Here is a 24,228-nt window from a genome sequence, read left to right as displayed (position 1 = left end):
TAGTCTTTCCGGGGTGATACTTTGATCAAGACGTTGTCAACTGACATCAGATATATGAAAGGAGTGGGAAACGCCAAGGCCGCATTGTTGGCTTCTTTAGGTATCTATACCGTGCGGGATTTAGTGGAGCATTTCCCGCGCCGCTATGAAGATCGCAGCCAAATAAAAAAGATCAGTCAACTGACTGATGGCAATGTGGAAAGCTGCCGGGGAACGGTACTTAAGGTTACGGCTAACAAGACCCGTCGCCTTACTCTGACGAAAATAATTATACAGGATGACAGCGGCAGGGCCGAACTGGTTTTTTTTAATCAGCCCTATTTAAAGACAAAGTATAAAGTCAATATGGAAGTCATGGTCTATGGTAAGGTTCAAACGAAATTTTTTCCGGTGCAAATTATGAATCCGGAAATAGAAATTCTGGATGAGGCAGGGATGCCCTGTGCCGGGACTATATTGCCGGTCTATCCGGCCAATGAGGCTGTCAGCCAACGGTGGCTAAGAAATTTAATTAGACAATCCCTTGATTTTGCTCTGCAACAGCCGTTGGAATCTCTGCCCGCGTCACTTCTACTACAGTATGAGTTACTGGAACGCAAAGAAGCGCTGTTGCAGGTTCATTTTCCCGACAATTGGGAGGTATTGAAAAAGGCGAGGGAAAGACTGGCTTTTGAAGAACTGTATCTATTGCAGTGCGGTTTGTTGTATGCTAAGAATGCCGTGAAAAAAGACGTGCTGGGAATCAAGCATGCTTCTGACGGCAGCTTGGTGGCTCAATTTGAACAACGGCTTCCTTTCCAGCTTACACAGGGACAGCGACAGGCCTTGCTGGAAATCAAAGCGGATATGGAGGAGCCGTTGCCTATGCAGCGGATGGTGCAAGGGGATGTCGGTTCCGGTAAAACGGTTGTGGCCGCTATCGCGTTAGTCAAGACAGTAGAAAATGGCTATCAGGGAGCTATGATGGTGCCCACCGAGATATTGGCGGAACAGCATTATCAGACTCTGGCTGCCCAGCTTGAAGATCTGGGAATTAAAGTGGCGCTTTTAACGGGAAGTCTTGCGAAAGGGAAGCGAAAAGAATTGCTCCAAGCGCTTCAGACCGGCTGCGTTGATATCGTCCTTGGCACTCATGCATTGATTCAAGAAGATGTTTGTTTTCATAAGCTGGGGTTGGTAATCACTGATGAACAGCATCGTTTCGGAGTCCGTCAGCGAGCCAAACTGCAGGCTAAAGGCATGATGCCTGATGTGCTGGTTATGACGGCAACACCGATTCCGCGTACCATGGCTTTAACGGTGTACGGTGATTTGGATGTTTCCTCCATACGGCAGCTGCCGCCCGGGCGAAAACCAATAAAAACCTTTGTCCGCGGTTCGGACCGCAGGCAGCTAGTTTATAAATTTATAGCGGATGAAATAGCTAAAGGGCGTCAAGCCTATATTGTGTGCCCCTTAGTAGATGAATCGGAAAAAATCCAGGCTCAATCGGCGACACAGCTTTATGCAGAACTGCAAGAAACCTATTTTCGGCATATAACCTGCGGCTTAGTTCATGGCAAAATGAAGAACCTGGAAAAGGATGAGATGATGCGCCGGTTTTATGAGGGTAGCATCAAGGTGCTTATTGCCACAACGGTCATTGAAGTCGGTGTCAATGTTCCTAATGCTACTATTATGGTCATTGAAGGGGCGGAGCGGTTCGGTCTGGCGCAACTGCACCAACTGCGGGGGCGGATTGGCCGGGGCGAACATCAGTCCTATTGCATTTTATTGTCAGATAACCCCAATCCAGAATCACAGGAGCGGCTGCAGGTTATGACAAATACCAGTGATGGATTTGCTTTGGCGGAGCAGGATCTTCTGCTGCGCGGTCCCGGTCACTTTTTTGGCGAGCAGCAGCATGGATTGCCGGATCTAAAAATAGCAGATATCGTCAATGATCTTGACTTGTTGCTGAAGGCCAGGAGGGCCGCCTATGAAACGGTTATGCAAACCGACGAATTTGAAAAGGTGCGTCCTTATATAGCAGAACGTTTTTACCATCACTTTGATCAGATTTTTCAATGTTAAGAATTTATGACCGGCTACCGGTCTGTAATCAGGGCAAAAAAAGGGCGGCTTGCGCCGCCGATTATGGGAGAGGAGAAAATTTACATTACTATTATTGCCGGCCATAGAAAATATATGCAGTCCCTTAGCATAAATAATATGTCTGCTGCCTTTTAGCAGCGGTTATTTAGGTGATTCTATGTGGCGCCGCTGCAGTGTACCTGCTAAGAGCATAATATAATCTATCGGCTATTTTTTGGCGCTCTTCGATGAAGGTTTCCAGTGTCTGCGCTTCTTCTGGATTAGTCCACCATTCAGCGGGGATTTTTTGGATAACCTTTCTGATCTGGGGCTTGCTGATTTTTTTAAAGGCCTCCACATAAGGTTTAAAATCCTGCGGCATAAGATAGTTTTTCAATAATACCCGGAAAGCGCGACGGTAATAAATATAAATTTTATTTGCTAAAAAGGTTACCGATTCATTCGTCCATTTTCCTGAGCGGAATAAATGGGAATTATCGATAGCATAGGCTTTACAGTTAGCAGCTTGTGAAACAACCAGTAAATTTTTTCTGTTATTAGTACGGTCAGCGTTGTGAAAGAGATGATCAAAAAATATCACTCCTGCCAATTCATGAAGATTGGTAATCTGTGAAAAGGTATATTTATCAATATAGGTCGCATGGGATATATATTGTGAGGCAAAATGGATGCCTGCAGTAACACCTTCAGCTCGGAGCTGCGGATAGGATTCCAGGAAAGACTCATCAATGGTAAAACACTGGCTGGCGGGAAAACAGAGATTGAGTAAATTACCTAACTGACTTGCCAGTAGTTCACTGATTAATACTTTTGTTCCATAACGGTTGTTTTGGAGCTTGACAATATATATATTGCGGTCGTTGGCACAAAAAAAATGGGGGGATGTCGCTCCGACACCAACGCGTCCCAGATATTCCTTGGCAAACAACATACGTTAACCTCCTGGGAAGAATAGGGAAATAAAAACGACCCGGCTATATGATTAACCGAGTCGCTGGAGTACGGACTTTTAACTTTGTTAGCAACAGCAAACGGTTGATATAGATGTCAGCGATTCAAGATTTACTAGGACAGATCTTACGTCCCTGTTGCTGATGCATTGATCAGTACCAGGAACAAAAATACTGTTGACTGTTAAGAGTGCCAGACAATTGTCTACCGCGCCGAGCGTTCCTTCAAATAAGAAACCGCCCAAAGTTGTAAGCACTACTGTATCGCCGACCATGCGCCTTAACTGACATACCAGATCATGTCCGTCCTGGCGTTGCTCTTCTCCATCACGCTGCCCTAAGCCGATTACGCCGTTAACGTTCAAGGCATTTCCGGAACCGGTGTTATTAAAGGGATCGTTTACAATGCCGGAGCCTTTGGCGATAATTGACCACAGGTCAACTCGCAAGAAGGTCACTTCTCTGATTTCGCCCCCCGGCGTAAGAATTTCAACTTCATTGGATTCTGCCGTTATTGCAGGGGTTAGAAAAGCTATCCGGCAATCCTCAATTGCCTGCAAATTTCCATAATAGGTAAACCCATCAATTCCAAATAGCAATACATCTGTATTGATTTCACGCTCCAGATCTTTAATGAACTCTAGATTACGGATTTCATGTAAAAATCCCATAAACGTTTTCCTCCCTGTGTTAAAAATTATAAACTGACTTACTATACTTTATGAAAAATGGAAGGATAGTGTTCCTTTTTTGGCATATTTCCCTGGTTAAAGCATAACCTAACCGGCAGGGTTGTTAGGGTGAATGACGAATATATTTAGGGAGTCACTGATTTATTCGTACTGTTCGTTCTATCAGGTCTTTTTCCGCCTGGCGTCGTCAGCAAAGCCTCGCGAGAGCACTGCTATTCATAAGGATTTGCTTCCTTGCCAGACGGAAAAATCTTTAGCCAGCCCGACAGGATTATTGAATCAGCGACTCCCAAAGATAAGGAGGAGAGCTATTATGCCGATTGTTCAAATTGATATGTTGGAAGGCCGTTCTACCGAACAGAAAAGAGAACTTGCTAAAAAAATTACGGAGGTAATTGTTGAAACTGCCAAATGCCAGCCCGACGCAGTGACCATCGTAATCCGGGAGGCTGCTAAGCAACATATCAGCAAAGCCGGCGTACTCATGCTGGATAAGTAGTAATAAGTAAAAAAACAGCCCATCGCTTAGCGCGAATGGGCTGTTTTAGCAAGGAGGCACACCCTATGAAAAAGACCTTTGCCAAGGATTTAGAGCGAGCGATAATCGAAGAATTGGAACAACTGAAAAAGCGCACACCGGAATTAACCTGTCTGTGGGACCTGCTGCTTGTATTGCAGGAAGAGTTTATACAAGTGCTGCAAAGTGATGAGCCAGCCAGCCTGGAAATAGGGCGGCTGACTGGTTCAGATGAGGATTGGAAACAAGTCCATGCCTATATTGCAGGAATGGAAGGGGCCGTTTTGCAGCGAGCCATTCCTTTATGGACAATCTATTCCTTATTGGAGCGGGCGGCTCAATATTATCACCAGGCAGGTGTCAATAGCGCCTATCCGAAAGAAAAAGCGTGGTATCTTTCCTTGGAGCAAATAAAACTAATGGAAAAGCGAAAAGTGGGGGGCGCTGTACGGACCGTACATAATCATCTTTGGGGCCAGCTTGGTTTTGCCCCATTCATGATTGGCAAGGAGTAGTGTTTGAAGACACGTCCTAGCAACTTTGTGAGCAAATAGGAGTATATGATGTTATAACGGAGTATACTAATAGTAATTTTGCGTAAATATAGTATACCATATTGAAAGCAGGTTGCCTTTGTTAAGCAGTTACGGTATTATATGTGCATGCCGAATTTCTCTTAAAGAAAACGGGGGAACCATTTTTGGGGTGAATCCGCCAAAGGCGGTAGGGATTATCCTTTGTCCGAACCCGACAGCTAACCTCGCAGGCATATAGAAAGGAGTGTACCGCCATGTTGAATTTTAAAAAAATACTTTTATGGGGTACCATACTAACTGTTTTGCAGATGACTTTTGTTGCACCTGTTACTTTTGCCAAGGCGGCAGCCAAGCCGGATTCTTATACTAAGAAACTGGATATTAAGGCAACCGCGTATGCACCAGGACCACATGATAATGGCAAATGGGGTAATTTGACTCATTTAGGCACTCAGATTCGTCCGGGTGTTATTGCTGTAGACCCTTCGGTTATTCCGCTTGGTTCTAAAGTGTATATTGAGTTCCCTGACGGACAGGGAAAGTATGCGGTGGCGGAAGACACCGGCGGCGCTATTAAGGGAAACCGGGTGGATATTGCTGTTGAGTCGGTGGCAAAGGCCTATGATTTCGGTATCCAACACGTTAAAGTATATGTATTAGAAAAATAATGACTAGATATCATGGATTGGAGGGTTTGTCTTTCAATCCATGATTTTTTTGTCGAAAATAGGTAAAAATTTTTAACTCCTACATAAAAAATGGTAGATTCGGTAAGTTTAAATGTGGTATTATATTATGAAATACACCTGTATTGTTTTCGGGAAGGAGATAATTTAATGTTTGAGGACAAATTTGCCACAAAAGGGTTAACCTTTGATGATGTGTTGTTAATCCCGGGAAGATCCGATATTTTACCGCGGGATGTAGAAGTGAATACCTATCTGACCAGGAATATCAAACTCAACATTCCTATTGTAAGTGCCGGAATGGATACGGTAACAGAAGCACCAATGGCTATCGCCATGGCCAGAGAGGGCGGCTTGGGCGTAATTCATAAGAATATGTCCATTGAAAGGCAAGCCAACGAGATTGATAAAGTAAAACGCTCCGAGCACGGAATTATCGTTGATCCCATCTTTTTATCGCCGGATAACATACTGCAAGACGCGCATGATCTAATGGAAAAATACCATATTTCCGGTGTGCCTGTTACGGTAAATAACAAATTAGTAGGCATTATAACCAATCGTGATTTACGGTTTGAAACTAATTTGACCGCTAAAATCCGTGACTGCATGACACGGGAACATTTAATTACGGCACCTGTTGGCACTTCCCTGGAAGATGCCAAGGAGTTATTGCGTCAGCACCGGATTGAGAAATTACCATTGCTTGATGAAGCAGGCAATTTAAAAGGGCTTATTACCATTAAGGATATTGAGAAGGCTCAAAAATATCCTAACTCGGCGAAGGATGCCAAAGGCCGGTTGCTGGTTGCTGCAGCCGTAGGTGTTGGTGCCGATATGATGGATCGTATTGATGCCATTGTCGCGGCTAAGGTTGATGTCCTGGTAGTGGATACCGCCCATGGCCATTCTAAGGGTGTTTTGGATGCGGTGCGGACCATCAAAGCTGCCTATCCGCAAGTCGATCTTATTGCCGGCAATGTGGCTACGGCAGAAGCCACCCGCGATTTAATAGAAGCCGGTGTGGATGCTGTGAAAGTGGGGATTGGTCCTGGCTCCATTTGTACAACCCGTATTATTGCCGGTATCGGTGTTCCGCAAATCACGGCTGTATATTCCTGTGCGCAGGCGGCCCGTGAATATAATATCCCGGTTATTGCCGATGGCGGTATTAAATATTCCGGTGACATCACTAAAGCGATTGCGGCGGGAGCCAGCGTTGTTATGGTAGGAAATCTACTGGCTGGGACAGAGGAAAGTCCGGGCGAAACGATTATTTATCAAGGGCGCAGCTACAAGGTATATCGTGGAATGGGATCACTGGGAGCCATGGCTGAGGGCAGCAAAGACCGTTATTTCCAAGAGAATATGGACAAGCTGGTACCGGAAGGTATTGAAGGCCGTGTGCCGTATAAAGGTTCTCTGGCGGATACTGTCTTCCAACTGGTTGGCGGCCTGCGTTCCGGCATGGGTTACTGTGGCGTATGCAACATCCAGGAATTGATTGTTAAATCGAAGTTCATTCGTATTACCGGTGCCGGGCTAAAAGAAAGCCATCCTCATGATGTGAACATTACCAAGGAATCTCCTAACTATAGTTTGTAAAACTGCAATTGATCTATCAGTACGATAAAACAAAAACACCGTCCACAATTCTTGTTGGCGGTGTTTGTCTTATATAACTGAACATCACGTTAGGGTGTGTTCTCAAACTATCCAAGACATTCTCTGACGGTGTTTTTTGTGCCATGCTCCGGTAGAATTGAAGTAACGTCTATTGTTCCTGCAGAAATTTGCCTTGTCTAGCGCAAAAATCACTGGCCATAGATTATTCCGTTAGTCTGAAAACACACCTAAGTGCGTAAAGCCTATATTTTTTGAAATACTAGTAGAAAGGGAGGTGCACCGGTGTATAGATTTCGCTTTTTTTCATGCACAGCTTTTTTACTGGTTTTATTTTTGACAAGCAGTTTACTTGGCGGTTGCGCCGGCATTAATCTGCCGCGTACCGACAATCTGGAGAATCTGCAGCTTATCGAAGCTACGCAGGTTTATGACAGTCAGGGGCAGCTTATTTCTAAGTTATTTGAGGAAAATCGGGTGGTGGTTACTCTTAGTAATATTTCTCCCTATATTCAGCAGGCGGTCATTGCCAATGAAGATGTACGATTTTATAGTCATATAGGTGTTGATCCGATTGGGATTTTGCGTGCTCTCTGGGTAAATATTCGAACCGGTGGACTTGTGGAAGGCGGCAGCACGATTACTCAACAGTTAGCCAAGAATATGTTTCTTACCCAGGAAAGAACCTTTTCCCGAAAAGTCAATGAATTGCTGTTGGCGGTAATTATTGAAAGGAAATTTACCAAACAGGAAATCCTGCAGGCCTACTTAAATCAGGTGTATTTTGGCGAGGGAGCCTATGGTGTGGAAGCTGCAGCGCAGGTCTATTTTGGTAAATCAGCCAAAGACTTGACATTGGCCGAGAGCGCTTTGCTGGCCGGTCTGCCCCGGGGGCCCAATATTTATTCTCCCTATATCGACAGCGGGGCGGCACTGGAACGGCGTAATACGGTTATTTCCGGCATGGCCAAAGCGGGGTATATTACAGAGGCAGAGGCGGAGAAAGCCAAAAAAGAACAACTGGTTGTTTCGGGCAAGAAGAAACGTTCGGTGCAAGCCTCCTATTTTCTTGATTATATCGCTAATCAATTAGTGGAAAAGTATGGAGCCAACCGGGTTTATAAAGGCGGACTCAAGGTTTATACCACCCTTGATATTAGAACGCAGCAGGCTGCAGAAACCATTTTGGGAAATCAACAGGGCGGCATTTTAGCGCTAGATCCCCGGAATGGATATATCCGCGCCATGGTTGGTGGCAGAAATTATGAGGAAAGTCAGATAAACCGGGTTGTTACAGAGGTACGTCAACCAGGTTCAGCGTTTAAACCATTTGTATATGCTACGGCCCTTGATCAGGGAATGCCGATGAATTCCATTATTCTGGATGAGGCTATCAATATTAATGGTTACAGTCCACAGAATTATGATAAGAAATATCTTGGTCCCATTACATTTAAAAAAGCTTTGCGATTATCTGTCAATGTAGCTGCGGTAAAATTAGGGCGGCAGGTTGGGATCGAACAAGTGTTAAATTTGGCTAAAAGCCTGGGTATCACGACGCTGGTACCGGAAGATAACAATTTGGCGGCAGCGCTTGGTGGATTGACCCGCGGGGTGAATCTGCTGGAATTAAGTACGGCGTATACGGCTTTTGCGAATAACGGAATAGTTTCCCGACCTGTCAGTATCATAAAAGTTTTGGATGAAAATAATCAGGTATTGGAAGAAAATCATTCGCTTCAACAGGCGGTTTTGCGTCCGGAAATTGCTTACCTAACAACCAATATGATGAAAGCGGTCATCGACAGTGGGACTGGTACGCCGGCCCAGCTTGGCAGGGATGCAGCCGGTAAGACGGGAACGACCGATAATTATGAAACGGCCTGGTTTGTTGGTTTCACGCCGGAACTTCTGGTGGGAATTTTTGTAGGGAATGATGATCGTACACCTGTGGGGATTTCGGGAACGCAGGTGGCGCAATTATGGGGTAATATGGTATCACAACTGCCGTTTAGCAAGGGAGCTTCCTTTGCCGTTCCGGCTAACGTGGTGACAGGCATTCCTATTTGTACCGATTCGGGAAAATTGGCGACGCCGGCCTGTCCGGAAGTAGAGTATGATGCCTTTATTAAAGGAAGTGAACCTAGTGAAGTCGATTCCCGGGCGAAACTGGAAAATTCCAGACAAAAGCAAGCCGATGTACCGGGAAGCGATCAACAGGAAGGAAACAGAAAAAAGCGTAATGATAAATTGAAGTGGAACTTCCCGTTTCAATTGCCCAAGTTTTAATAATATGGTAAAATATTCTTTGGCCTAGGTAGGTTATTTATACTAGGGCGTGTTTTCAAACTATCTGAAATGTTCCCTGACGGCGCTTTTGTTCTATGGACCATTCCGTTAGTTTGAAAACACGCCCTAAGGGAAAAGGAGATTGTAGTCTGCAGTGCATATGAAGATATCGGTATTGGATATAATGATTGATTGTGTTACCATGCAGGAAGCTGTCGATACGATACAGAGATTTATTGATTCGGGTAAACCTCATTTGATTGCCACCGCAAATGCCGAAATGGTTATGTTTTCCCAACAGGATAGGGAGTTAGCCGATATTTTGAACCATGCTGATCTGGTGGTTCCTGACGGAGCCGGTGTTGTGTGGGCGGCACGGTATCAGGGAGCCCCTATGCCGGAACGGGTTGCCGGCTATGATTTGGCTCAACGGTTATTGGCACTTTCCGCCCAAAGGGGTTACCGGGTTTTTATGTTTGGCGGTGCTCCAGGTGTGGCGGAAGAGGCAAAATCGGCAGCAGAAAGAAATTATCCCGGCTTACAAATCGCAGGTACGCGAAGCGGTTTTTTCTCATCAGAAGATGAGGCAGCTATTATTAATGAAATTAGGGGGGCCGAACCTGCCATATTATTGGCTGCTTTGGGTGTGCCCAAGCAGGAAAAGTGGCTGCAGGCCAATTTGACTGCCCTTAACGTTCCCATATGTATGGGGGTGGGAGGAACTTTTGATGTTATGGCCGGGAATGTCCGCCGTGCTCCTGTTTGGATGCAGCGTGCCAATCTGGAATGGCTGTTCCGTTTGCTTAATCAGCCGTCCCGGGCTATTCGCATGCTGGCATTGCCACGCTTTGTTCTCAAGGTTATGGGCCATAAAAAACATTAGACAAAGTACTTCTATTATATTATAATAATTTGAGAATGCAGGAAGATAAGAGTTCCTTGCTTTTTATTTTTATAATGCTATAGAGGGACGAAGGGGGTGTATAGATGGTTAAAACGCCTATAGTCAAAGAAGGTTACATATACATCGCTTTTCTTGCACTGCTCACCGCCATAGTCGCTTTGGCCGCTGGCCCTTATTGGAGTGTTGTCCCTGGGACATTATTGGTTTTTGTTACATTTTTCTTTAGGAATCCTAATCGCTCCGTTCCCGAAGATAGCGTGCTCGTTTTGTCACCTGCCGACGGTAAGGTGATGAGTGTTTGCGAAGTATATGATGATCAGTTTTTAAATGAAGTAGGCAATAAGGTAACTATTTTCCTGTCTGTCTTTGATGTGCATGTGAACCGCAGTCCTATTGCTGGCGAGATTACTTTCCAGCAATATACTTGCGGACGTTTCCGTCCTGCCTATAAAGAGTCGGCCGGCTGTGAAAATGAACGGCATGCCATCGGTCTGGAGAGTGAAAATATGCGCGTTCTGGTTACTCAGATTGCCGGACTTTTAGCACGCCGGATCGTATCCTGGGTCACCTTGGGAAGCATGCTTGAAAAGGGAGAACGCTATGGGATGATCAAGTTCGGGTCCTGTACAGAAGTTATTATGCCTAAAACCGTAGAGGTTCTTGTGAAAAAAGGGGACCGGGTAAAAGGCGGGGAAACCATTATCGGGAGGTTAATGCAATGAAAAGCATAATCCCCAATGCGTTAACAGCGCTTAATTTGGTATTGGGTGTTTTTGCAATTATATCCACTTTACAACAACAATTTGTGTATGCCGCTTTCTTCATTGTTTTCGCCATGATTGCTGACGGTTTCGACGGCCGGGCGGCTCGGTTTTTTAAAGTCAGCAGTGAGTTTGGCAAAGAACTGGACTCGTTGTGTGATCTTGTGTCCTTTGGGGTGGCACCGGCAATTTTGGCCTATGTTTTTTTGCTGCATGAGCTGGGCTATGCCGGCTATGGTGTTGCTGCTCTTTTTGCGACCTGTGGCGCGCTTCGTTTGGCACGGTTTAATGTAAATACGGGTATTGTAAAAGGCTATTTTATGGGACTTCCCATACCGGCTGGCGGTTGTGTCGTAGCAACCTTTATACTGGTAGGGTATAAACCGGAAGCCTGGCTGTTTGCCGCTTTGGTTGCCATTGTCGGCTATCTTATGGTCAGTACGATTCGTTATCCTGATTTCAAGGGAAAGGGAGAAAAAATACGTGCCATTCCGGCTATCTGTACGGCAGTTTTTGCCGCCTTCCTGTTGTTTATAATTAAAGACGCAACGGCATGGATTTTCATTCCTTTTATTGCTTATGTTTTACTGGGTATACTCAATACTCTTTTTAGTTTGTTTGATACTTGTACGGCATAATATACCTCGTGCACAGTATAATCGGATACTTGTTTTTGGATTGGGGTATATTATTTGTAAATAAAGTGTCTAACAATAGGGGACTGGGGAAGCTATTGTGCCACTAATTATCGGTCATCTGATAATTAGCATTTTGTATGTTTTCCTGGAATCCTTTTAAAAACAGGTTTTTTAGAAGGAGTAACGTTAGAATGAACTATATTTTGGATTACATAATGGTTCCCATACAACTTATTATCGTCTTTTTCACGGTATACTATTTTGTGATTGCGTTTTTTGGTATGTGGAAAAGGAAGGAAGAAAAGATTCTTATTCCCCAAAAAACATTTGCTGTCGTAGTTGCTGCACATAATGAGGAGCAGGTTATTGGACAACTGGTTGAGAATTTGCATGTGCTTAACTATCCTAACGAACTATATGATATCTTCGTAGTTGCCGATAACTGTAATGATAAAACAGCTCAAATTGCCCGTAATGCAGGTGCCAATGTTCATGAACGGTTTAATTTGGAGGAGCGTGGCAAGGGTTTTGCCATGGAATGGATGTTTGCCAAGCTGTTCCGACTTGAGCGAAAATATGATGGTGTTGTCATCTTCGATGCCGATAATCTGGTTCATCCCGAGTTTTTATTGGAAATGAATAATCGCTTGTGTAAAGGCGAGCGGGTCATTCAGGGTTATTTGGATGCGAAGAATCCTAATGATACCTGGATTGCCGGGACTTTTGCCATTTCATTCTGGGTGGTCAACCATATCTGGCATCTAGCTAAGTATAATATCGGCTTGTCCAGTGTTTTAGGCGGGACCGGAATGTGTATTGCGTCAGAAGTGCTGGAAGAGCACGGCTGGGGAGCTACTTGTCTGACGGAGGACATGGAGTTTACCATGAAAGCGTTGCTGAAGGGAATTCCTACCACGTGGGCTCATGACGCCATTGTCTATGACGAAAAACCACTGACCTTTAAACAAGCATGGAATCAACGTAAGCGGTGGGCACAGGGGCATTTTGACGTAGCCGGCCGTTATATTCCCCAATTATTGGTTGAGGGGATAAAACAGCAAAATGTCCGGTTACTGGACGGAATTATTCATTTGATACAACCGTATTTTTTGATACTCTCCACTTTGTTTATTTTATCGAACTATGTTTATCATTATGTTCCTTTTTATACGAACATTTTGTATATGATATTACCAATCGAGGTTTGGACGGCAATTGCTATCGGACAATATATCTTCCCGGTTATTGTCTTGGCTAAAATACGGGCCAGTTGGAAGTGCTGGCTTTATCTGATTATGTATCCTATATTTATTTACAGTTGGATTCCGATTACATTTCTTGGTTTTATTCATCGCAATGAGCGTGTCTGGAGTCATACTCAGCATACACGGAGCATGAGTTACAAGGACATGCTGCTGCCGGACACGCGGGAAGAGTTTGCCAAGGAAGAACTGCTGGGAAAACAGGCGGTTAAATAAAGCGAATAGGAAGTATGGCAAAAGGTGAGTTTTCTAACTCATCTTTTTTCAATCGTTTTCGGTATAGTTTGATTCTGTAAATAATATTTTTGTTTAAAGAAAGGAAGTCGCCCATGTTTGAACTGACGATCATTGTTGATTTTGAGGCTGCTCATCACATTCCGGATTATCCCGGAAAATGCTGCCGGCTACACGGTCATAACTGGAAGGTGGAAGTGTCTGTCAAAGGAAATCAATTAAATACCTTAGGGATGCTTATTGATTTTAAAGAATTAAAAGCCGAGGTTCAGGCCATTATTGGCAAATTGGACCATTTTTATTTGAACGAAATTGAACCCTTTTGCCGGATTAGCCCTACGGCGGAGAATATAGCCAAATACATTTATGACGAGCTTGCCAATCACGCCGGGCTTGCCGAAACAGTAACGGTTGCTTCGGTTAAAGTATGGGAGTCGGCACACTCGGCTGTGAGTTATTCCGGTGAGGAACAACAATGAATACCCTGCAGTTGATCGAATCATTTTCTTCTATCCAAGGAGAAGGACCGTATATTGGTTATCGACAATTGTTCTTGCGCTTAGCCGGTTGCAACGCGGCCTGTATTTTTTGCGATACTTCAGAATCCCGCGGTATTCCGGCAACCTGCATGTTGGAACAAACGCCGGGACAGCGGGATTTTACCGTTCTGCCCAATCCTGTACCGGTTGATGCACTGGCGCATCGGGTGAACCATCTGTCCAAGGCAGGGCATCATTCGGTGAGTATAACCGGTGGCGAGCCGCTCTGCCAAAGTGAGGCGCTATTGCAACTGCTACCCTTGCTGCAAGGTCGCATTTATCTGGAGACGAACGGCACTCTGCCGGAAGAATTGGCCAAAGTACTGCCTTATATTGACATTGTCAGCATGGATATTAAACTACCCAGTACCTCCGGTCGGGAGTATTGGCAGGAGCACCACCGTTTCTTGACCTTAGCCAGTCAAAAGGAAGTATTCGTAAAAATTGTGGTAAGTTCGTTGACCGGAGAAGGGGAATTTCTTGAGGCGATTCACCTGATCAGCTCAGTAGATGTAATGCTTCCGTTGATTTTGCAACCCGTTACTCATGCCGCACTGGCTATTGAAACAGAGCGAATTGTAAAATGGCAGGAGCGGGCGCTTGACTATTTACCCAATGTGCGGGTCATACCGCAGACTCATAAATATCTGGGAGTCTTGTAAAAATAAAAAGACGATGAATGGAGGGATTACATTTTGCGCGTGTTATTAACGAATGACGATGGCATTCATTCGGCAGGAATACAGGCTTTATGGCAACAGTTTTCTTCTGTTGCCGAAGTTACCGTTGTCGCCCCCGACAGCGAAAAAAGTGCAACCAGCCAGGCGATTACCGTTCATCAGCCAATTTATGTTGACGAACAAGTAATCGAACAGGCTGGTGTCCGCGGCTGGCGGGTTGTGGGGACTCCTACCGATTGTGTTAAAATTGCTTTGGAAACCAATATCATGGAACCGCCGGATTTGATCGTTTCCGGCATTAATCATGGACCGAATATTGGTACGGATGTACTTTATTCCGGTACGGTCAGTGCCGCTATAGAGGGAGCGTTGCATGGAATCCCGGCCATAGCCGTTTCGCTTGATGCCAGGGAAAACTTCGATTTTACTGCCGCCGCTCAATTTGCCGTAACGTTAGCTAGACAATTTATTCAAAACCCATTACCGCCGCGAACCTTGCTGAATGTAAATGTCCCGGCGCTGCCGCCCGATCAGATCGCCGGTGTTTCGATCACCAAGCTGGGTCGCCGGGAATACCGTAATGCCTTTCATCCCCACCAAGATCCCAGAGGGAGAATATATTATTGGATGAGCGGCGAAATTGTCGACTGCGACAATGAGCCGGATACTGATGTAGCGGCTGTCAAAGCCGGGCGAATCTCAGTTACTCCCATTCATTTTGATTTGACCAAGTATAACCTGATGGATGCATTGACTTCCTGGAAGTTATAAAAAAACTAATCGACAACTTGCTTGCCAGGTTGTCGATATTTTTTGTCCCGCATCAGTCATATTTTGCCAAAGCCTGAATAAAGTAACTATGAAAATAGTGCTTTATAAAGGGGGGAATGCTGTGGCGGTACATAACCGTTCCCGTTGGAACACTGCGGATAATAAAAAAATGACAAATCCGCTTTCGCTGATTATTCGAGGAACTTGCATTAGTTTTATTTTTTCGTTGCTTTCCGTGCTCTTGTTAGCAATTTTTACGCTTGTTTCTGATTCTGAATATCTTGAGGCTTATTTAGAGTACATTATGGTAGCAATCAGTATAGGCAGTATCTTTTTGGGAAGTGTCCTGGCCACACAGAAAGCAGAGGCCAAGGGCTTGCTCATTGGTATGTCTGTCGGAATTTTATATGTAGGTATCTCTGTCCTGATTGGTATGGAACTGAATAATGATGCAGCCACGACTTTGGTTCTGCTCAATAAATTATTGGCAGGTGTTGCCGCAGGAGCACTTGGTGGTTTAGTCGGGGTAAATTTATAAAATCGCAAGGATTTTACTATATTTTGGCGAAGGTAATAGCATGTGATGAAACAAGGAAAGGATGAGCCCCCATCAGCATATTATTATCAGGCAACGAAGCAGTTGCGCGTGGCGCTTATGAAGCCGGGGTAAAGGTCGCCTCCGCTTATCCGGGAACACCGAGTACTGAAATCCTTGAGAATATTGCCAAGTATGACACTATATATAGTGAATGGTCGCCCAATGAAAAAGTGGCTGTTGAAGTGGCGCAGGGTGCTTGTTTGGCCGGCGGCCGTGCTTTGGTCGCGATGAAGCATGTAGGCGTAAATGTGGCGGCAGACCCGCTATTTTCGCTTGCCTATACAGGTATTAATGCCGGCTTTTTATTAATTTCGGCCGACGATCCAGGCATGCATAGTTCGCAGAATGAGCAAGATAACAGATACTATGCCAAGTTTATGAAAATACCTTTATTGGAACCGTCGGACAGTCAAGAGGCCAAGGATTTTGTGCATGCCGGTCTGGAAATTAGTGAAACTTTTGATATACCGGTCTTATTACGGTTAACTACCAGGATTTCTCATTCCAAAAGCTTAGTTTCTTTAATGGAACCGCAGGAACATACTTTGCGGGGCTATCAAAAAAATCCTGAAAAATATGTTTTAATGCCGGCGCACGCCAGGAAACTGCGTGTTCGTCTGGAAGAACGGTTAGCAAGGCTCCGGGTGTTTGCGGAAACCTTTTCCGGAAACTATATAGAAGGAGACGGCAAAGACTTTGCCGTCATTACCAGCGGCATCACTTACCAATATGCCCGTGAGGCCTTAGGGGACCGGGCTACCTATTTAAAGCTTGGTTTTACTTATCCCTTACCGGAACAATTAGTCCGCCAGTTTGTCCGGGACCATCAAACGGTATATGTTATCGAGGAAGGTGAACCTTTTCTTGAAGAGCAAATCAAGGCGTTGGGCCTTTCCGTAGTAGGTAAAGAGATTTTTCCGGCCATTGGGGAAATGAGCCCTTCCCTTATACGGGAAAGGCTTCTTTTGGAAACACACCGTCCGGAAACTGCCAGTCAGGAACTGCCTTTGCGGCCGCCGGTTCTTTGCCCTGGCTGTCCGCATCGTGGCGTATACCATGCAATAAAGAAATTTGCCGATATTATCACTACCGACATAGGCTGTTATACCTTGGGGGTACTGCCGCCATTGCAGGCCGGTGAAGTGGGGCTTTGCATGGGAGCCAGTATCGGTAATGCGCTGGGAATGTCTAAGGTATTACCGGCGAAAAAGATTGTCGCTACGATTGGTGACTCCACCTTTCTTCATTCCGGGGTTACCGGTCTGATGGATGTCGTGTACAATAAAGGCAATATAACACTGGTTATCTTGGATAACTCCATTACTGGTATGACCGGCCATCAGCACAACCCTTCCACCGGCTTTACGATAAAAAACGAGCCGACGCAGAAGATTGATTTGGAAACTATGGTCCGTGCCTGCGGGGTAGAGCAGGTTTTTGTGGTGAACGCCTACAATCTGGCAGCGGTGGAAACAGCACTGCGCGCGGCAGTGGATCACAATGGGCCTGCTGTGGTTATTGTTCGCCAACCTTGTCTGCTTATTGAGAAAAAAATCAGGCGCCGCCCGTTGCAGATTGATAAAAAATCCTGTAAATACTGTAAAATGTGTCTTAAAATCGGCTGTCCGGCGATTTCTGACCGGGCAGGTGAAATAACTATTGATCAGGCGTTATGTAATGGCTGTACCGTTTGCAGTCAAATTTGCCGCTTTACAGCTATAAAGGCAGGTGCCAACCATGGGTAATATCCTTATTGTCGGTGTAGGTGGGCAGGGTACTTTACTGGCCAGTAAAATAATCAGCGGCGTGGCCAGGCTAAGCGGCTATGATGTAAAACAATCAGAGGTTCATGGTATGGCACAACGCGGCGGCAGCGTGGTTACATATGTCCGTTTTGCCGACAAAGTATTCTCTCCTTTAATCGAGAGGGGACAAGCTGATATGATATTGGCTTTTGAGAAGCTGGAGGCATTACGCTGGTCGGTCTATCTGAAGCCCGAAGGGACCATGATCGTTAATACCCAGGAAATAGCACCGATGCCTGTTATATTAGGCGCAGCTACCTATCCTGAGAATATTGTTGAGACGCTCTCCCGGCGTTATAAAACGATACCTGTACAGGCCCGAGAAATAGCCGGAGAGTTGGGCGAGCCACGGACAGTGAATACCATATTGCTAGGTGTAGCAGCCCGTATTCTGGAGTTTGAGCAAAACCTCTGCTTACAGGCCGTTGAACAAGCTGTGCCTGAAAAAGCACTTACCATCAATCGACAAGCTTTCCTGGCCGGCTGGGATACGCATTTGTCTGTTTGATGTATGCCGGATAAATGATGTGAGAGTAACAAGGGCATTCTATGATTAGTTGCCCTGGTAATTTTGCTTTGCCCTGCAGCAAAGCTTATGTGATAAGCTTTGCTGTTTTTCTTTACAGAATATAGTACAATATAAGATAATGCAGCAATCTAATAAAGGAGTGAGAAATATGGTGAAAATCGCAATTATCGGAGGAACCGGCGTTTACGATCCTTCCATATTACATAATGTACATACAGTGGATATCACTACTCCCTACGGTGAGGTAAGCTGCCAGGTCGGCGAATTTGAAAATAAAAAGATTGCTTTTATCCCTAGGCATGGCAGTCAGCATTCCATTGCCCCGCATTTAATTAATTACCGGGCCAACATTTGGGCTTTAAAAAAAATCGGTGTAGAGAGTATCCTGGCTACAACTGCCGTAGGTTCGTTAAATGTGGCGATGAAACCAGGTGATTTTGTATTAGTCGATCAATTTCTGGACTTTACCAAAAGCCGGATCAATACTTTTTATGAAGGCGGCGAAAGAGGCGTTGTCCATGTTGACGTTACCGAGCCCTATTGCCCGTCACTCAGAAAAAAACTGGTCGAGGCAGGCAAGTCACTGGGCTTTGCAGTACATAATAAGGGAGTTTACGTGTGCGCGGAAGGTCCAAGATTTGAAACACCGGCGGAAATTTCCATGTTTAAACAAATGGGTGGTGATCTTGTCGGTATGACCAATGTTCCGGAGGTGGTGCTGGCGCGGGAGGCTGAGATTTGCTATTCGACCATTTCGATGGTAACGAACTTTGCTGCGGGAATTTCTCAAACACCTTTGACGCATGCGGAAGTCGTTGAGGCTATGCGGAAGAATACGCAGCATATCAAACAATTGGTTATGACGGCCATTCAACTGCTTGATACGGAAAAGGATTGTGGTTGCCGGCATGCGTTAGCCGAGTATGGCGGATTTAAATTATAGGAGGTTCATATGCAAGCAATTTCTTGGAAAGGTAGCTATTTATCCTTATTAAACCAAACCTTACTACCCAACAAGGTAGAATATATACAGTGCCAGGATTATCGTACTGTAGCCAGGGCAATTAAAAATCTTGAGGTACGCGGTGCTCCTGCGATAGGGGCTGCTGCCGCCTTTGCAATGGTGTTAGGCATCCGGGAATTAGTTGTACGGCTAGAGACTACTGATGAGAAAATTACCGCACTGGCGGAAGAATTAAAGGAGACAAGACCGACCGCGATCAATCTGGCCTGGGCTGTCGACCGCATGCTGGGGGTAGTGCAGCGCTATAAGCAGGACAGTGACCTGCTTGATAAGCTGGAGCAGGAAGCCCTGCTCATTGCCGAAGAAGATAAACAAGTTAATTACCGTCTTGCCCAGTATGGCGCACAATTGTTTACCCAACCGACTGCCATATTAACTCACTGCAACTCGGGTACCTTGGCGACTGTTGACTATGGCACGGCTTTAGGCGTCATTCGCAAGACTTGGTCCGAAGGAAATGTATCCCGTGTTTTTGCCGATGAAACCAGACCCTTGCTGCAAGGTTCACGGTTAACCGCCTGGGAACTGATGCAAGACCATATTCCGGTTACGCTGATTACCGACAGCATGGCCGGCTGGGTTATGAGACAAGGGATGGTTCAGGCTGTGATAGTGGGGGCAGACAGGATAACCTGCAACGGTGATGTGGCGAATAAAATCGGAACGTATAGTGTGGCCGTTCTGGCGAAAGAACATAACATTCCGTTTTATGTGGCTGCACCGCTTTCGACGTTTGACTTTTCCATGCAGTCCGGCGATGAAATTCCTATTGAGGAACGCAAGCCTGAGGAAGTTACCTGTCTGAACGGTGTATGCGTGGCTCCTGACGGAGTTCCGGTATTCAATCCGGCCTTTGATGTCACACCTAATTCGTTGATAACGGGTATTATCACAGAATACGGCGTATTACGGGCGCCGTATGAAGGATCAATTGAAAAACTAAAAGCTAAGAAAGGTGATGTTGTGTAAATGGAATCGATCATTAGAGATAAGAGCCTTGCCGCGCAGGGTGCCGATAAAATAAATTGGGTCAAGGGCTTTATGCCTGTGCTTAACGTGTTAAATGAAGAACTTTCGGCTACAAAACCTTTGGCTGGAAAGAATATAGTTATTACCATGCATTTGGAGGCCAAAACCGCCTATTTGGCGCTGGTTTTGAAAAATGCCGGGGCGAATGTCGCGATTACCGGCAGCAATCCGTTATCCACACAGGATGATGTAGCGGCAGCTCTCGCAGAACAAGGCGTGACCGTATATGCCTGGTATAATTGTACGGCTGAAGAATATGAGCAATTCTTACATAAGGCACTGGATACCAAGCCGCAAATTATTGTGGATGACGGCGGTGATCTGGTATCCTTGCTTCATTCGACGCGCAGCGAATTGGCGCCTCATATTCTTGGCGGTTCCGAGGAAACCACTACAGGTGTTATCCGCCTGCGGGCACTGGAAGCGGAAAAACGCCTGAAATTTCCAATGATGGCAGTAAACGATGCCTATTGTAAATATCTGTTTGATAATCGTTATGGAACCGGACAGTCTACCTGGGATGGAATTATGCGGACAACCAATCTTACTGTTGCCGGGAAAACTGTTGTAGTGGCCGGTTACGGCTGGTGCGGCAAGGGGGTTGCCATGCGGGCCAAGGGGCTTGGCGCCAATGTCATTGTTACCGAAGTGAATCCTATCAAAGCTATTGAAGCCGTATTTGACGGTTTTAGAGTTATGCCTATGCAAGAAGCCGCAAAACAGGGAGATTTCTTTGTGACACTGACTGGCTGCAAGCATGTCATTCAGCGTGAGCATTTTGCTGTAATGAAAAATGGCGCTATTTTGGCCAATGCAGGTCACTTCGATGTGGAGATAAATCGTGAGCATTTGGCGGCTGATTCGGTCTCGCAGCGGGTGGTACGCAAAAATATAGAAGAATTTACTTTTCCCGATGGCAAAAAAGTCTACTTGCTGGCCGAGGGAAGATTGGTCAATTTGGCTGCCGGTGACGGTCATCCGACGGAAATCATGGATTTATCGTTTGCTATGCAGGCTCTGGCCGTTATGCATATTGCGGAGCATCACAGTGAAATGAGCAATAAAGTATATATAGCCTCCGATCAACTGAATTCACGGGTAGCGCTTTTAAAATTACAGGCAATGAACATAACGATTGATCATTTGACTAAAGAACAGGAACAATATCTGAAGCAGGCTTAAGAACAAAACCATACTGACGATTTAGACAATCTAAGGAACCACTGATTCATTTGCATTGCGCGTCCTGGCCGATACTTTTCCGTGCTGGCTGTGTCAACAAAACCTTGAAATAGCTGATCCTTCCTAGGGTGTACTTCCTTGCCAGGTCGACAGGCTCATTAAATCAGTGGTTTTCCTAACTCCTGCCGGAATGTAGGAGAGAAAGGACGGTGTAAAATGCCTCAGACAATTATTTTAAAAAATGTTGAACTTTTATCTGACTGTGATGAACTAATTCAAACAGATATTACGATCAGTGACGACTGCATAACAAGTATCGGCACCGCTATGGAAACAGGCGATAAGGCAAGAGTTATTGACTGCATAGACAAACTGGCTATACCGGGACTGATTAATACACACACCCATGCTGCCATGTCGCTGTTCAGAAGCTATGCTGATGATATGCTGCTGATGGATTGGCTGGAGAATAAAATCTGGCCGGCAGAGGCTAATTTAACGGCAGAGGATGTATATTACGGAACATTATTAGCAATTGCCGAAATGCTGAAAACAGGTACGACCACCTTTGCCGATATGTATTTTTATATGCCTCAGGTTGCCGAGGCGGTTGCCGAGAGTGGAATACGGGCAGTGCTGGCCAGAGGCATGACCGGCTTGGGTGCCAATGCACTGCAGTCACTGGCGGAAAGTGAGGCCTTTTACCGCGACTATCATCATACGGCAGATGAACGCATTACGGTTATGTTAGGACCCCATGCGCCTTATACCTGCCCACCGGATTATTTAAAAAAAGTCGTGGCTTTGGCCCAGAAGCTGGGTGCTGAGATTCATATCCATTTATCGGAAACAGCCGGTGAAGTGGAAAATTGTTTTAAGCAATATGGAAAGTCGCCGATTGAATTGATGTCCGAATTAGGCGTGCTGGACTGCGGTGTATTGGCAGCTCACTGTGTACATGTTTCGACTGAGGATATCCAGATCATGCGGCAAAAGCAGGTTCGCGTGGCGCATAATCCGGGAAGCAATATGAAATTAGCCAGTGGTATTGCACCTGTACCGCAGATGTTAGCTGCCGGCCTTTGTGTTGGCCTGGGAACCGATGGGGCTGCCAGCAATAACAATTTGGACATGCTGGAGGAAATCCGGTTAACAGCGTTGCTGCATAAAGTTAGCACTCGCGATCCTTTGGTTATACCAGCTCAAACTGCTGTTAAAATGGCAACTGCTTTTGGGGCGCAAGCTTTGGGCTTGTCTGATAAGGTTGGACGCTTAGCTCCGGGGCTTAAGGCAGATATTGTGCTTCTCGATATGAATTCTCCTCACTGGTGCCCCAGACACAATCGTTTATCATTGCTGGCTTACTCAGCCTCAGCCGGCGATGTTCATACCGTTATTGCCAATGGCAAAATTGTGGTTGAAAATCGCCGATTAATAACAATAGATGAAGAAAAGCTGCTTTATGAGGCGCATAAACGCAGCATGAGATTGACAGGAAAATAAGCTTGCGCTGTTTGTCATGGCCATGCTTATACGTACCTGCAAAGGAAGTGATCTGGTTTGGAAATAGTTGGACAAGCTGCACGAATGAACGGTTTGATGTCGGCCATCTTTACCCAAATGGATGACCTGCGGCAAGCGAGAGTCAGTGAAGGCAAAGATGTGATTACTCTAAGTATTGGCAGTCCCGATATGCCGCCGGCCAAGCACATTATGCGTGCCTTAACCGAGGCGGTAAATGACGCGGAGCGCTACGGTTATACCCTGTCGAAAGGCAATGCTGACCTGTTGGATGTGATTGCCTCCTGGTACCGGCACAAGTTTAATGTTTGTTTAGATGCCCGGAACGAAATCCATTCCCTGATGGGATCGCAGGATGGTTTAGCTCATCTGTCGTTATGCCTGGTTAACCCTGGCGATGTGGTGTTAGTTCCTGATCCGGGTTATCCGATCTATACGGCGGGACCTCTCATCGCGGGAGCTGAAATTCATTATATGCCGCTTAGACCCGGGAACCATTATCTTCCCGATTTAGGCGCTATTAGCGAGGATGTATTGCGGCGAACCAAGCTCATGATTCTCAACTATCCGAATAACCCGCTGGCTGCTATAGCACCCAAAGAGTTTTTTACCCAAGTAGTTGATCTGGCGCAGCGATATTCCTTTGTTGTTTGTCACGATTTTGCCTATAGTGAACTGGTCTTTGACGGATATCGCCCGGATAGTTTTTTATCTGTCCCTGGCGCTAAAGAGATCGGTATAGAGCTCCACTCACTGTCCAAAACATACAATATGGCAGGCTGCCGCATTGGATTTGCTGTGGGAAATGCCAGAGTAATTGAATTGCTGGGCCGTTTAAAATCCAATATAGATTATGGTGTGTTCTATCCGGTGCAGCAGGCTGCCATAGCAGCTCTTAGCGGCTCACAACAATGTGTGAAAGATTTGGCGGCGATGTATCAGCGCCGGCGTGATGTTCTTGTTGACGGTCTAGAGCGGACCGGTTGGAATATACCGAAGCCTAAGGCTTCGATGTTCCTTTGGGCGCCGGTGCCCACCAGGCAGACTTCTTTAGCTTTTACAGTGGATCTTTTACAAAATACAGGGATTGCTGTGATTCCCGGTATTGCTTTTGGGGCTTGTGGCGAGGGGTTTGTCCGCATCGCGCTGGTGCAGCCGGAAGACAGGCTGGCCGAAGGTGTAAACAGGGTGGCAAACTGGCTGGAAAAATTATAAAAATGTCATAAAATCATTTCAATACAATATATACACTACATATAGACTGTATTTAAATGATTAGTTGATGTGTAGAACAAATTGTATGGATATTTTCGGATTATTTCACATATTTTACTTGATAGCAGGAGTTATGGCTATTTTAGCGA

23 protein-coding genes and 1 riboswitch are annotated in these 24,228 nt (G+C 45.6%); of the genes, 21 read left to right on the top strand and 2 right to left on the bottom strand.

The window, feature by feature from the left end; all coding sequences use genetic code 11:
• Positions 1-21 precede the first annotated feature (21 nt).
• Positions 22-2,073 (top strand): ATP-dependent DNA helicase RecG, encoded by a 2,052-nt coding sequence (recG, locus tag BMW43_RS00700; RefSeq protein WP_091743472.1) that lies wholly within the window; start codon positions 22-24, stop codon positions 2,071-2,073.
• A gap of 166 nt (positions 2,074-2,239) precedes the next feature.
• On the opposite strand, the gene BMW43_RS00695 is transcribed toward recG, so the two are convergent.
• Positions 2,240-3,025, bottom strand: a complete 786-nt coding sequence (locus BMW43_RS00695) for a HipA family kinase (protein ID WP_091743471.1) — start codon at positions 3,023-3,025, stop codon at positions 2,240-2,242.
• Positions 3,026-3,112: 87 nt separating this feature from the next.
• Entirely contained in the window at positions 3,113-3,715 is a 603-nt protein-coding gene (locus BMW43_RS00690) for a hypothetical protein (protein WP_091743470.1), read from the bottom strand.
• A 133-nt stretch (positions 3,716-3,848) separates the two neighbouring features.
• Here BMW43_RS00690 and thmT point away from each other — a divergent pair, with 133 nt between their 5' ends.
• From thmT to BMW43_RS00590, 20 genes are all read left to right on the top strand, one after another.
• Positions 3,849-4,235: a 2-hydroxymuconate tautomerase gene (thmT, locus tag BMW43_RS21650; protein WP_091743469.1), complete on the top strand. Its 387-nt coding sequence runs from the start codon at positions 3,849-3,851 to the stop codon at positions 4,233-4,235.
• 65 nt (positions 4,236-4,300) lie between these two features.
• On the top strand, positions 4,301-4,768 hold the full coding sequence (locus BMW43_RS00680) for a hypothetical protein (RefSeq protein WP_091743468.1): 468 nt from the start codon (positions 4,301-4,303) through the stop codon (positions 4,766-4,768).
• 138 nt (positions 4,769-4,906) lie between these two features.
• A riboswitch (cyclic di-AMP (ydaO/yuaA leader) is annotated at positions 4,907-5,036 on the top strand.
• 7 nt (positions 5,037-5,043) lie between these two features.
• Positions 5,044-5,457, top strand: coding sequence for a 3D domain-containing protein (locus BMW43_RS21645; RefSeq protein WP_091743467.1), 414 nt, complete (start codon positions 5,044-5,046; stop codon positions 5,455-5,457).
• Between the two features lie 168 nt (positions 5,458-5,625).
• On the top strand, positions 5,626-7,080 hold the full coding sequence (guaB, locus tag BMW43_RS00670) for an IMP dehydrogenase (RefSeq protein ID WP_091743466.1): 1,455 nt from the start codon (positions 5,626-5,628) through the stop codon (positions 7,078-7,080).
• A gap of 303 nt (positions 7,081-7,383) precedes the next feature.
• The gene (locus tag BMW43_RS00665) at positions 7,384-9,387 is read left to right on the top strand and encodes a transglycosylase domain-containing protein (RefSeq protein ID WP_245732166.1); all 2,004 of its coding nucleotides are present in this window, start codon (positions 7,384-7,386) and stop codon (positions 9,385-9,387) included.
• Between the two features lie 154 nt (positions 9,388-9,541).
• Positions 9,542-10,270: a WecB/TagA/CpsF family glycosyltransferase gene (locus BMW43_RS00660; protein WP_245732165.1), complete on the top strand. Its 729-nt coding sequence runs from the start codon at positions 9,542-9,544 to the stop codon at positions 10,268-10,270.
• 104 nt (positions 10,271-10,374) lie between these two features.
• Positions 10,375-11,013, top strand: coding sequence for a phosphatidylserine decarboxylase family protein (locus tag BMW43_RS00655; RefSeq protein ID WP_091743464.1), 639 nt, complete (start codon positions 10,375-10,377; stop codon positions 11,011-11,013).
• On the top strand, positions 11,010-11,690 hold the full coding sequence (pssA, locus tag BMW43_RS00650) for a CDP-diacylglycerol--serine O-phosphatidyltransferase (RefSeq protein WP_091743463.1): 681 nt from the start codon (positions 11,010-11,012) through the stop codon (positions 11,688-11,690). Before BMW43_RS00655 ends, pssA begins: the two co-directional genes overlap by 4 nt.
• A gap of 191 nt (positions 11,691-11,881) precedes the next feature.
• Entirely contained in the window at positions 11,882-13,168 is a 1,287-nt protein-coding gene (locus BMW43_RS00645) for a glycosyltransferase family 2 protein (RefSeq protein WP_091743462.1), read from the top strand.
• A gap of 113 nt (positions 13,169-13,281) precedes the next feature.
• Positions 13,282-13,665 (top strand): 6-carboxytetrahydropterin synthase QueD, encoded by a 384-nt coding sequence (queD, locus tag BMW43_RS00640; RefSeq protein ID WP_091743461.1) that lies wholly within the window; start codon positions 13,282-13,284, stop codon positions 13,663-13,665.
• On the top strand, positions 13,662-14,387 hold the full coding sequence (locus BMW43_RS00635) for a 7-carboxy-7-deazaguanine synthase QueE (RefSeq protein ID WP_091743460.1): 726 nt from the start codon (positions 13,662-13,664) through the stop codon (positions 14,385-14,387). The genes queD and BMW43_RS00635 overlap by 4 nt, the downstream gene beginning before the upstream one ends.
• Positions 14,388-14,426: 39 nt before the next feature.
• A complete protein-coding gene (surE, locus tag BMW43_RS00630) occupies positions 14,427-15,176 on the top strand; it encodes a 5'/3'-nucleotidase SurE (RefSeq protein WP_245732181.1) in 750 nt (249 codons plus the stop codon).
• A 121-nt stretch (positions 15,177-15,297) separates the two neighbouring features.
• Entirely contained in the window at positions 15,298-15,714 is a 417-nt protein-coding gene (locus BMW43_RS00625; protein WP_177173418.1) for a TIGR04086 family membrane protein, read from the top strand.
• Positions 15,715-15,785: 71 nt separating this feature from the next.
• Complete coding sequence (iorA, locus tag BMW43_RS00620) at positions 15,786-17,519, top strand: indolepyruvate ferredoxin oxidoreductase subunit alpha (protein ID WP_091743457.1); 1,734 nt, start codon at positions 15,786-15,788, stop codon at positions 17,517-17,519.
• Positions 17,512-18,087 carry an indolepyruvate oxidoreductase subunit beta gene (locus tag BMW43_RS00615; protein WP_091743456.1) on the top strand — a complete coding sequence of 192 codons (576 nt, stop codon included), beginning with the start codon at positions 17,512-17,514 and terminating at the stop codon, positions 18,085-18,087. Before iorA ends, BMW43_RS00615 begins: the two co-directional genes overlap by 8 nt.
• A 169-nt stretch (positions 18,088-18,256) precedes the next feature.
• Complete coding sequence (gene mtnP / locus BMW43_RS00610; RefSeq protein ID WP_091743455.1) at positions 18,257-19,051, top strand: S-methyl-5'-thioadenosine phosphorylase; 795 nt, start codon at positions 18,257-18,259, stop codon at positions 19,049-19,051.
• Positions 19,052-19,060: 9 nt separating this feature from the next.
• The gene (gene mtnA, locus BMW43_RS00605) at positions 19,061-20,101 is read left to right on the top strand and encodes an S-methyl-5-thioribose-1-phosphate isomerase (protein WP_091743454.1); all 1,041 of its coding nucleotides are present in this window, start codon (positions 19,061-19,063) and stop codon (positions 20,099-20,101) included.
• On the top strand, positions 20,102-21,343 hold the full coding sequence (locus BMW43_RS00600; protein ID WP_091743453.1) for an adenosylhomocysteinase: 1,242 nt from the start codon (positions 20,102-20,104) through the stop codon (positions 21,341-21,343).
• 216 nt (positions 21,344-21,559) lie between these two features.
• On the top strand, positions 21,560-22,846 hold the full coding sequence (locus BMW43_RS00595) for an amidohydrolase (RefSeq protein ID WP_091743452.1): 1,287 nt from the start codon (positions 21,560-21,562) through the stop codon (positions 22,844-22,846).
• Between the two features lie 57 nt (positions 22,847-22,903).
• Positions 22,904-24,079, top strand: coding sequence for an aminotransferase class I/II-fold pyridoxal phosphate-dependent enzyme (locus tag BMW43_RS00590; RefSeq protein ID WP_245732164.1), 1,176 nt, complete (start codon positions 22,904-22,906; stop codon positions 24,077-24,079).
• Positions 24,080-24,228: the final 149 nt, after the last annotated feature.

It is taken from the genome of Propionispora vibrioides (assembly GCF_900110485.1).
Classification (GTDB): Bacteria; Bacillota; Negativicutes; order Propionisporales; family Propionisporaceae; genus Propionispora; species Propionispora vibrioides.
Note: the sequence above shows the minus strand (reverse complement) of the source record. Positions and strands in the feature narration are given on the sequence as shown.

Coding starts and splice junctions, on each gene's coding strand:
- BMW43_RS00595 (WP_091743452.1), top strand. CDS start 21,560: ATGCCTCAGACAATTATTTTAAAAAATGTTGAACTTTTATCTGACTGT.
- thmT (WP_091743469.1), top strand. CDS start 3,849: ATGACGAATATATTTAGGGAGTCACTGATTTATTCGTACTGTTCGTTC.
- BMW43_RS00645 (WP_091743462.1), top strand. CDS start 11,882: ATGAACTATATTTTGGATTACATAATGGTTCCCATACAACTTATTATC.
- BMW43_RS00690 (WP_091743470.1), bottom strand. CDS start 3,715: ATGGGATTTTTACATGAAATCCGTAATCTAGAGTTCATTAAAGATCTG.
- pssA (WP_091743463.1), top strand. CDS start 11,010: ATGAAAAGCATAATCCCCAATGCGTTAACAGCGCTTAATTTGGTATTG.
- BMW43_RS00635 (WP_091743460.1), top strand. CDS start 13,662: ATGAATACCCTGCAGTTGATCGAATCATTTTCTTCTATCCAAGGAGAA.
- queD (WP_091743461.1), top strand. CDS start 13,282: ATGTTTGAACTGACGATCATTGTTGATTTTGAGGCTGCTCATCACATT.
- mtnA (WP_091743454.1), top strand. CDS start 19,061: ATGCAAGCAATTTCTTGGAAAGGTAGCTATTTATCCTTATTAAACCAA.
- mtnP (WP_091743455.1), top strand. CDS start 18,257: ATGGTGAAAATCGCAATTATCGGAGGAACCGGCGTTTACGATCCTTCC.
- BMW43_RS00615 (WP_091743456.1), top strand. CDS start 17,512: ATGGGTAATATCCTTATTGTCGGTGTAGGTGGGCAGGGTACTTTACTG.
- BMW43_RS00600 (WP_091743453.1), top strand. CDS start 20,102: ATGGAATCGATCATTAGAGATAAGAGCCTTGCCGCGCAGGGTGCCGAT.
- BMW43_RS00695 (WP_091743471.1), bottom strand. CDS start 3,025: ATGTTGTTTGCCAAGGAATATCTGGGACGCGTTGGTGTCGGAGCGACA.
- BMW43_RS00655 (WP_091743464.1), top strand. CDS start 10,375: ATGGTTAAAACGCCTATAGTCAAAGAAGGTTACATATACATCGCTTTT.
- guaB (WP_091743466.1), top strand. CDS start 5,626: ATGTTTGAGGACAAATTTGCCACAAAAGGGTTAACCTTTGATGATGTG.
- BMW43_RS21645 (WP_091743467.1), top strand. CDS start 5,044: ATGTTGAATTTTAAAAAAATACTTTTATGGGGTACCATACTAACTGTT.
- BMW43_RS00680 (WP_091743468.1), top strand. CDS start 4,301: ATGAAAAAGACCTTTGCCAAGGATTTAGAGCGAGCGATAATCGAAGAA.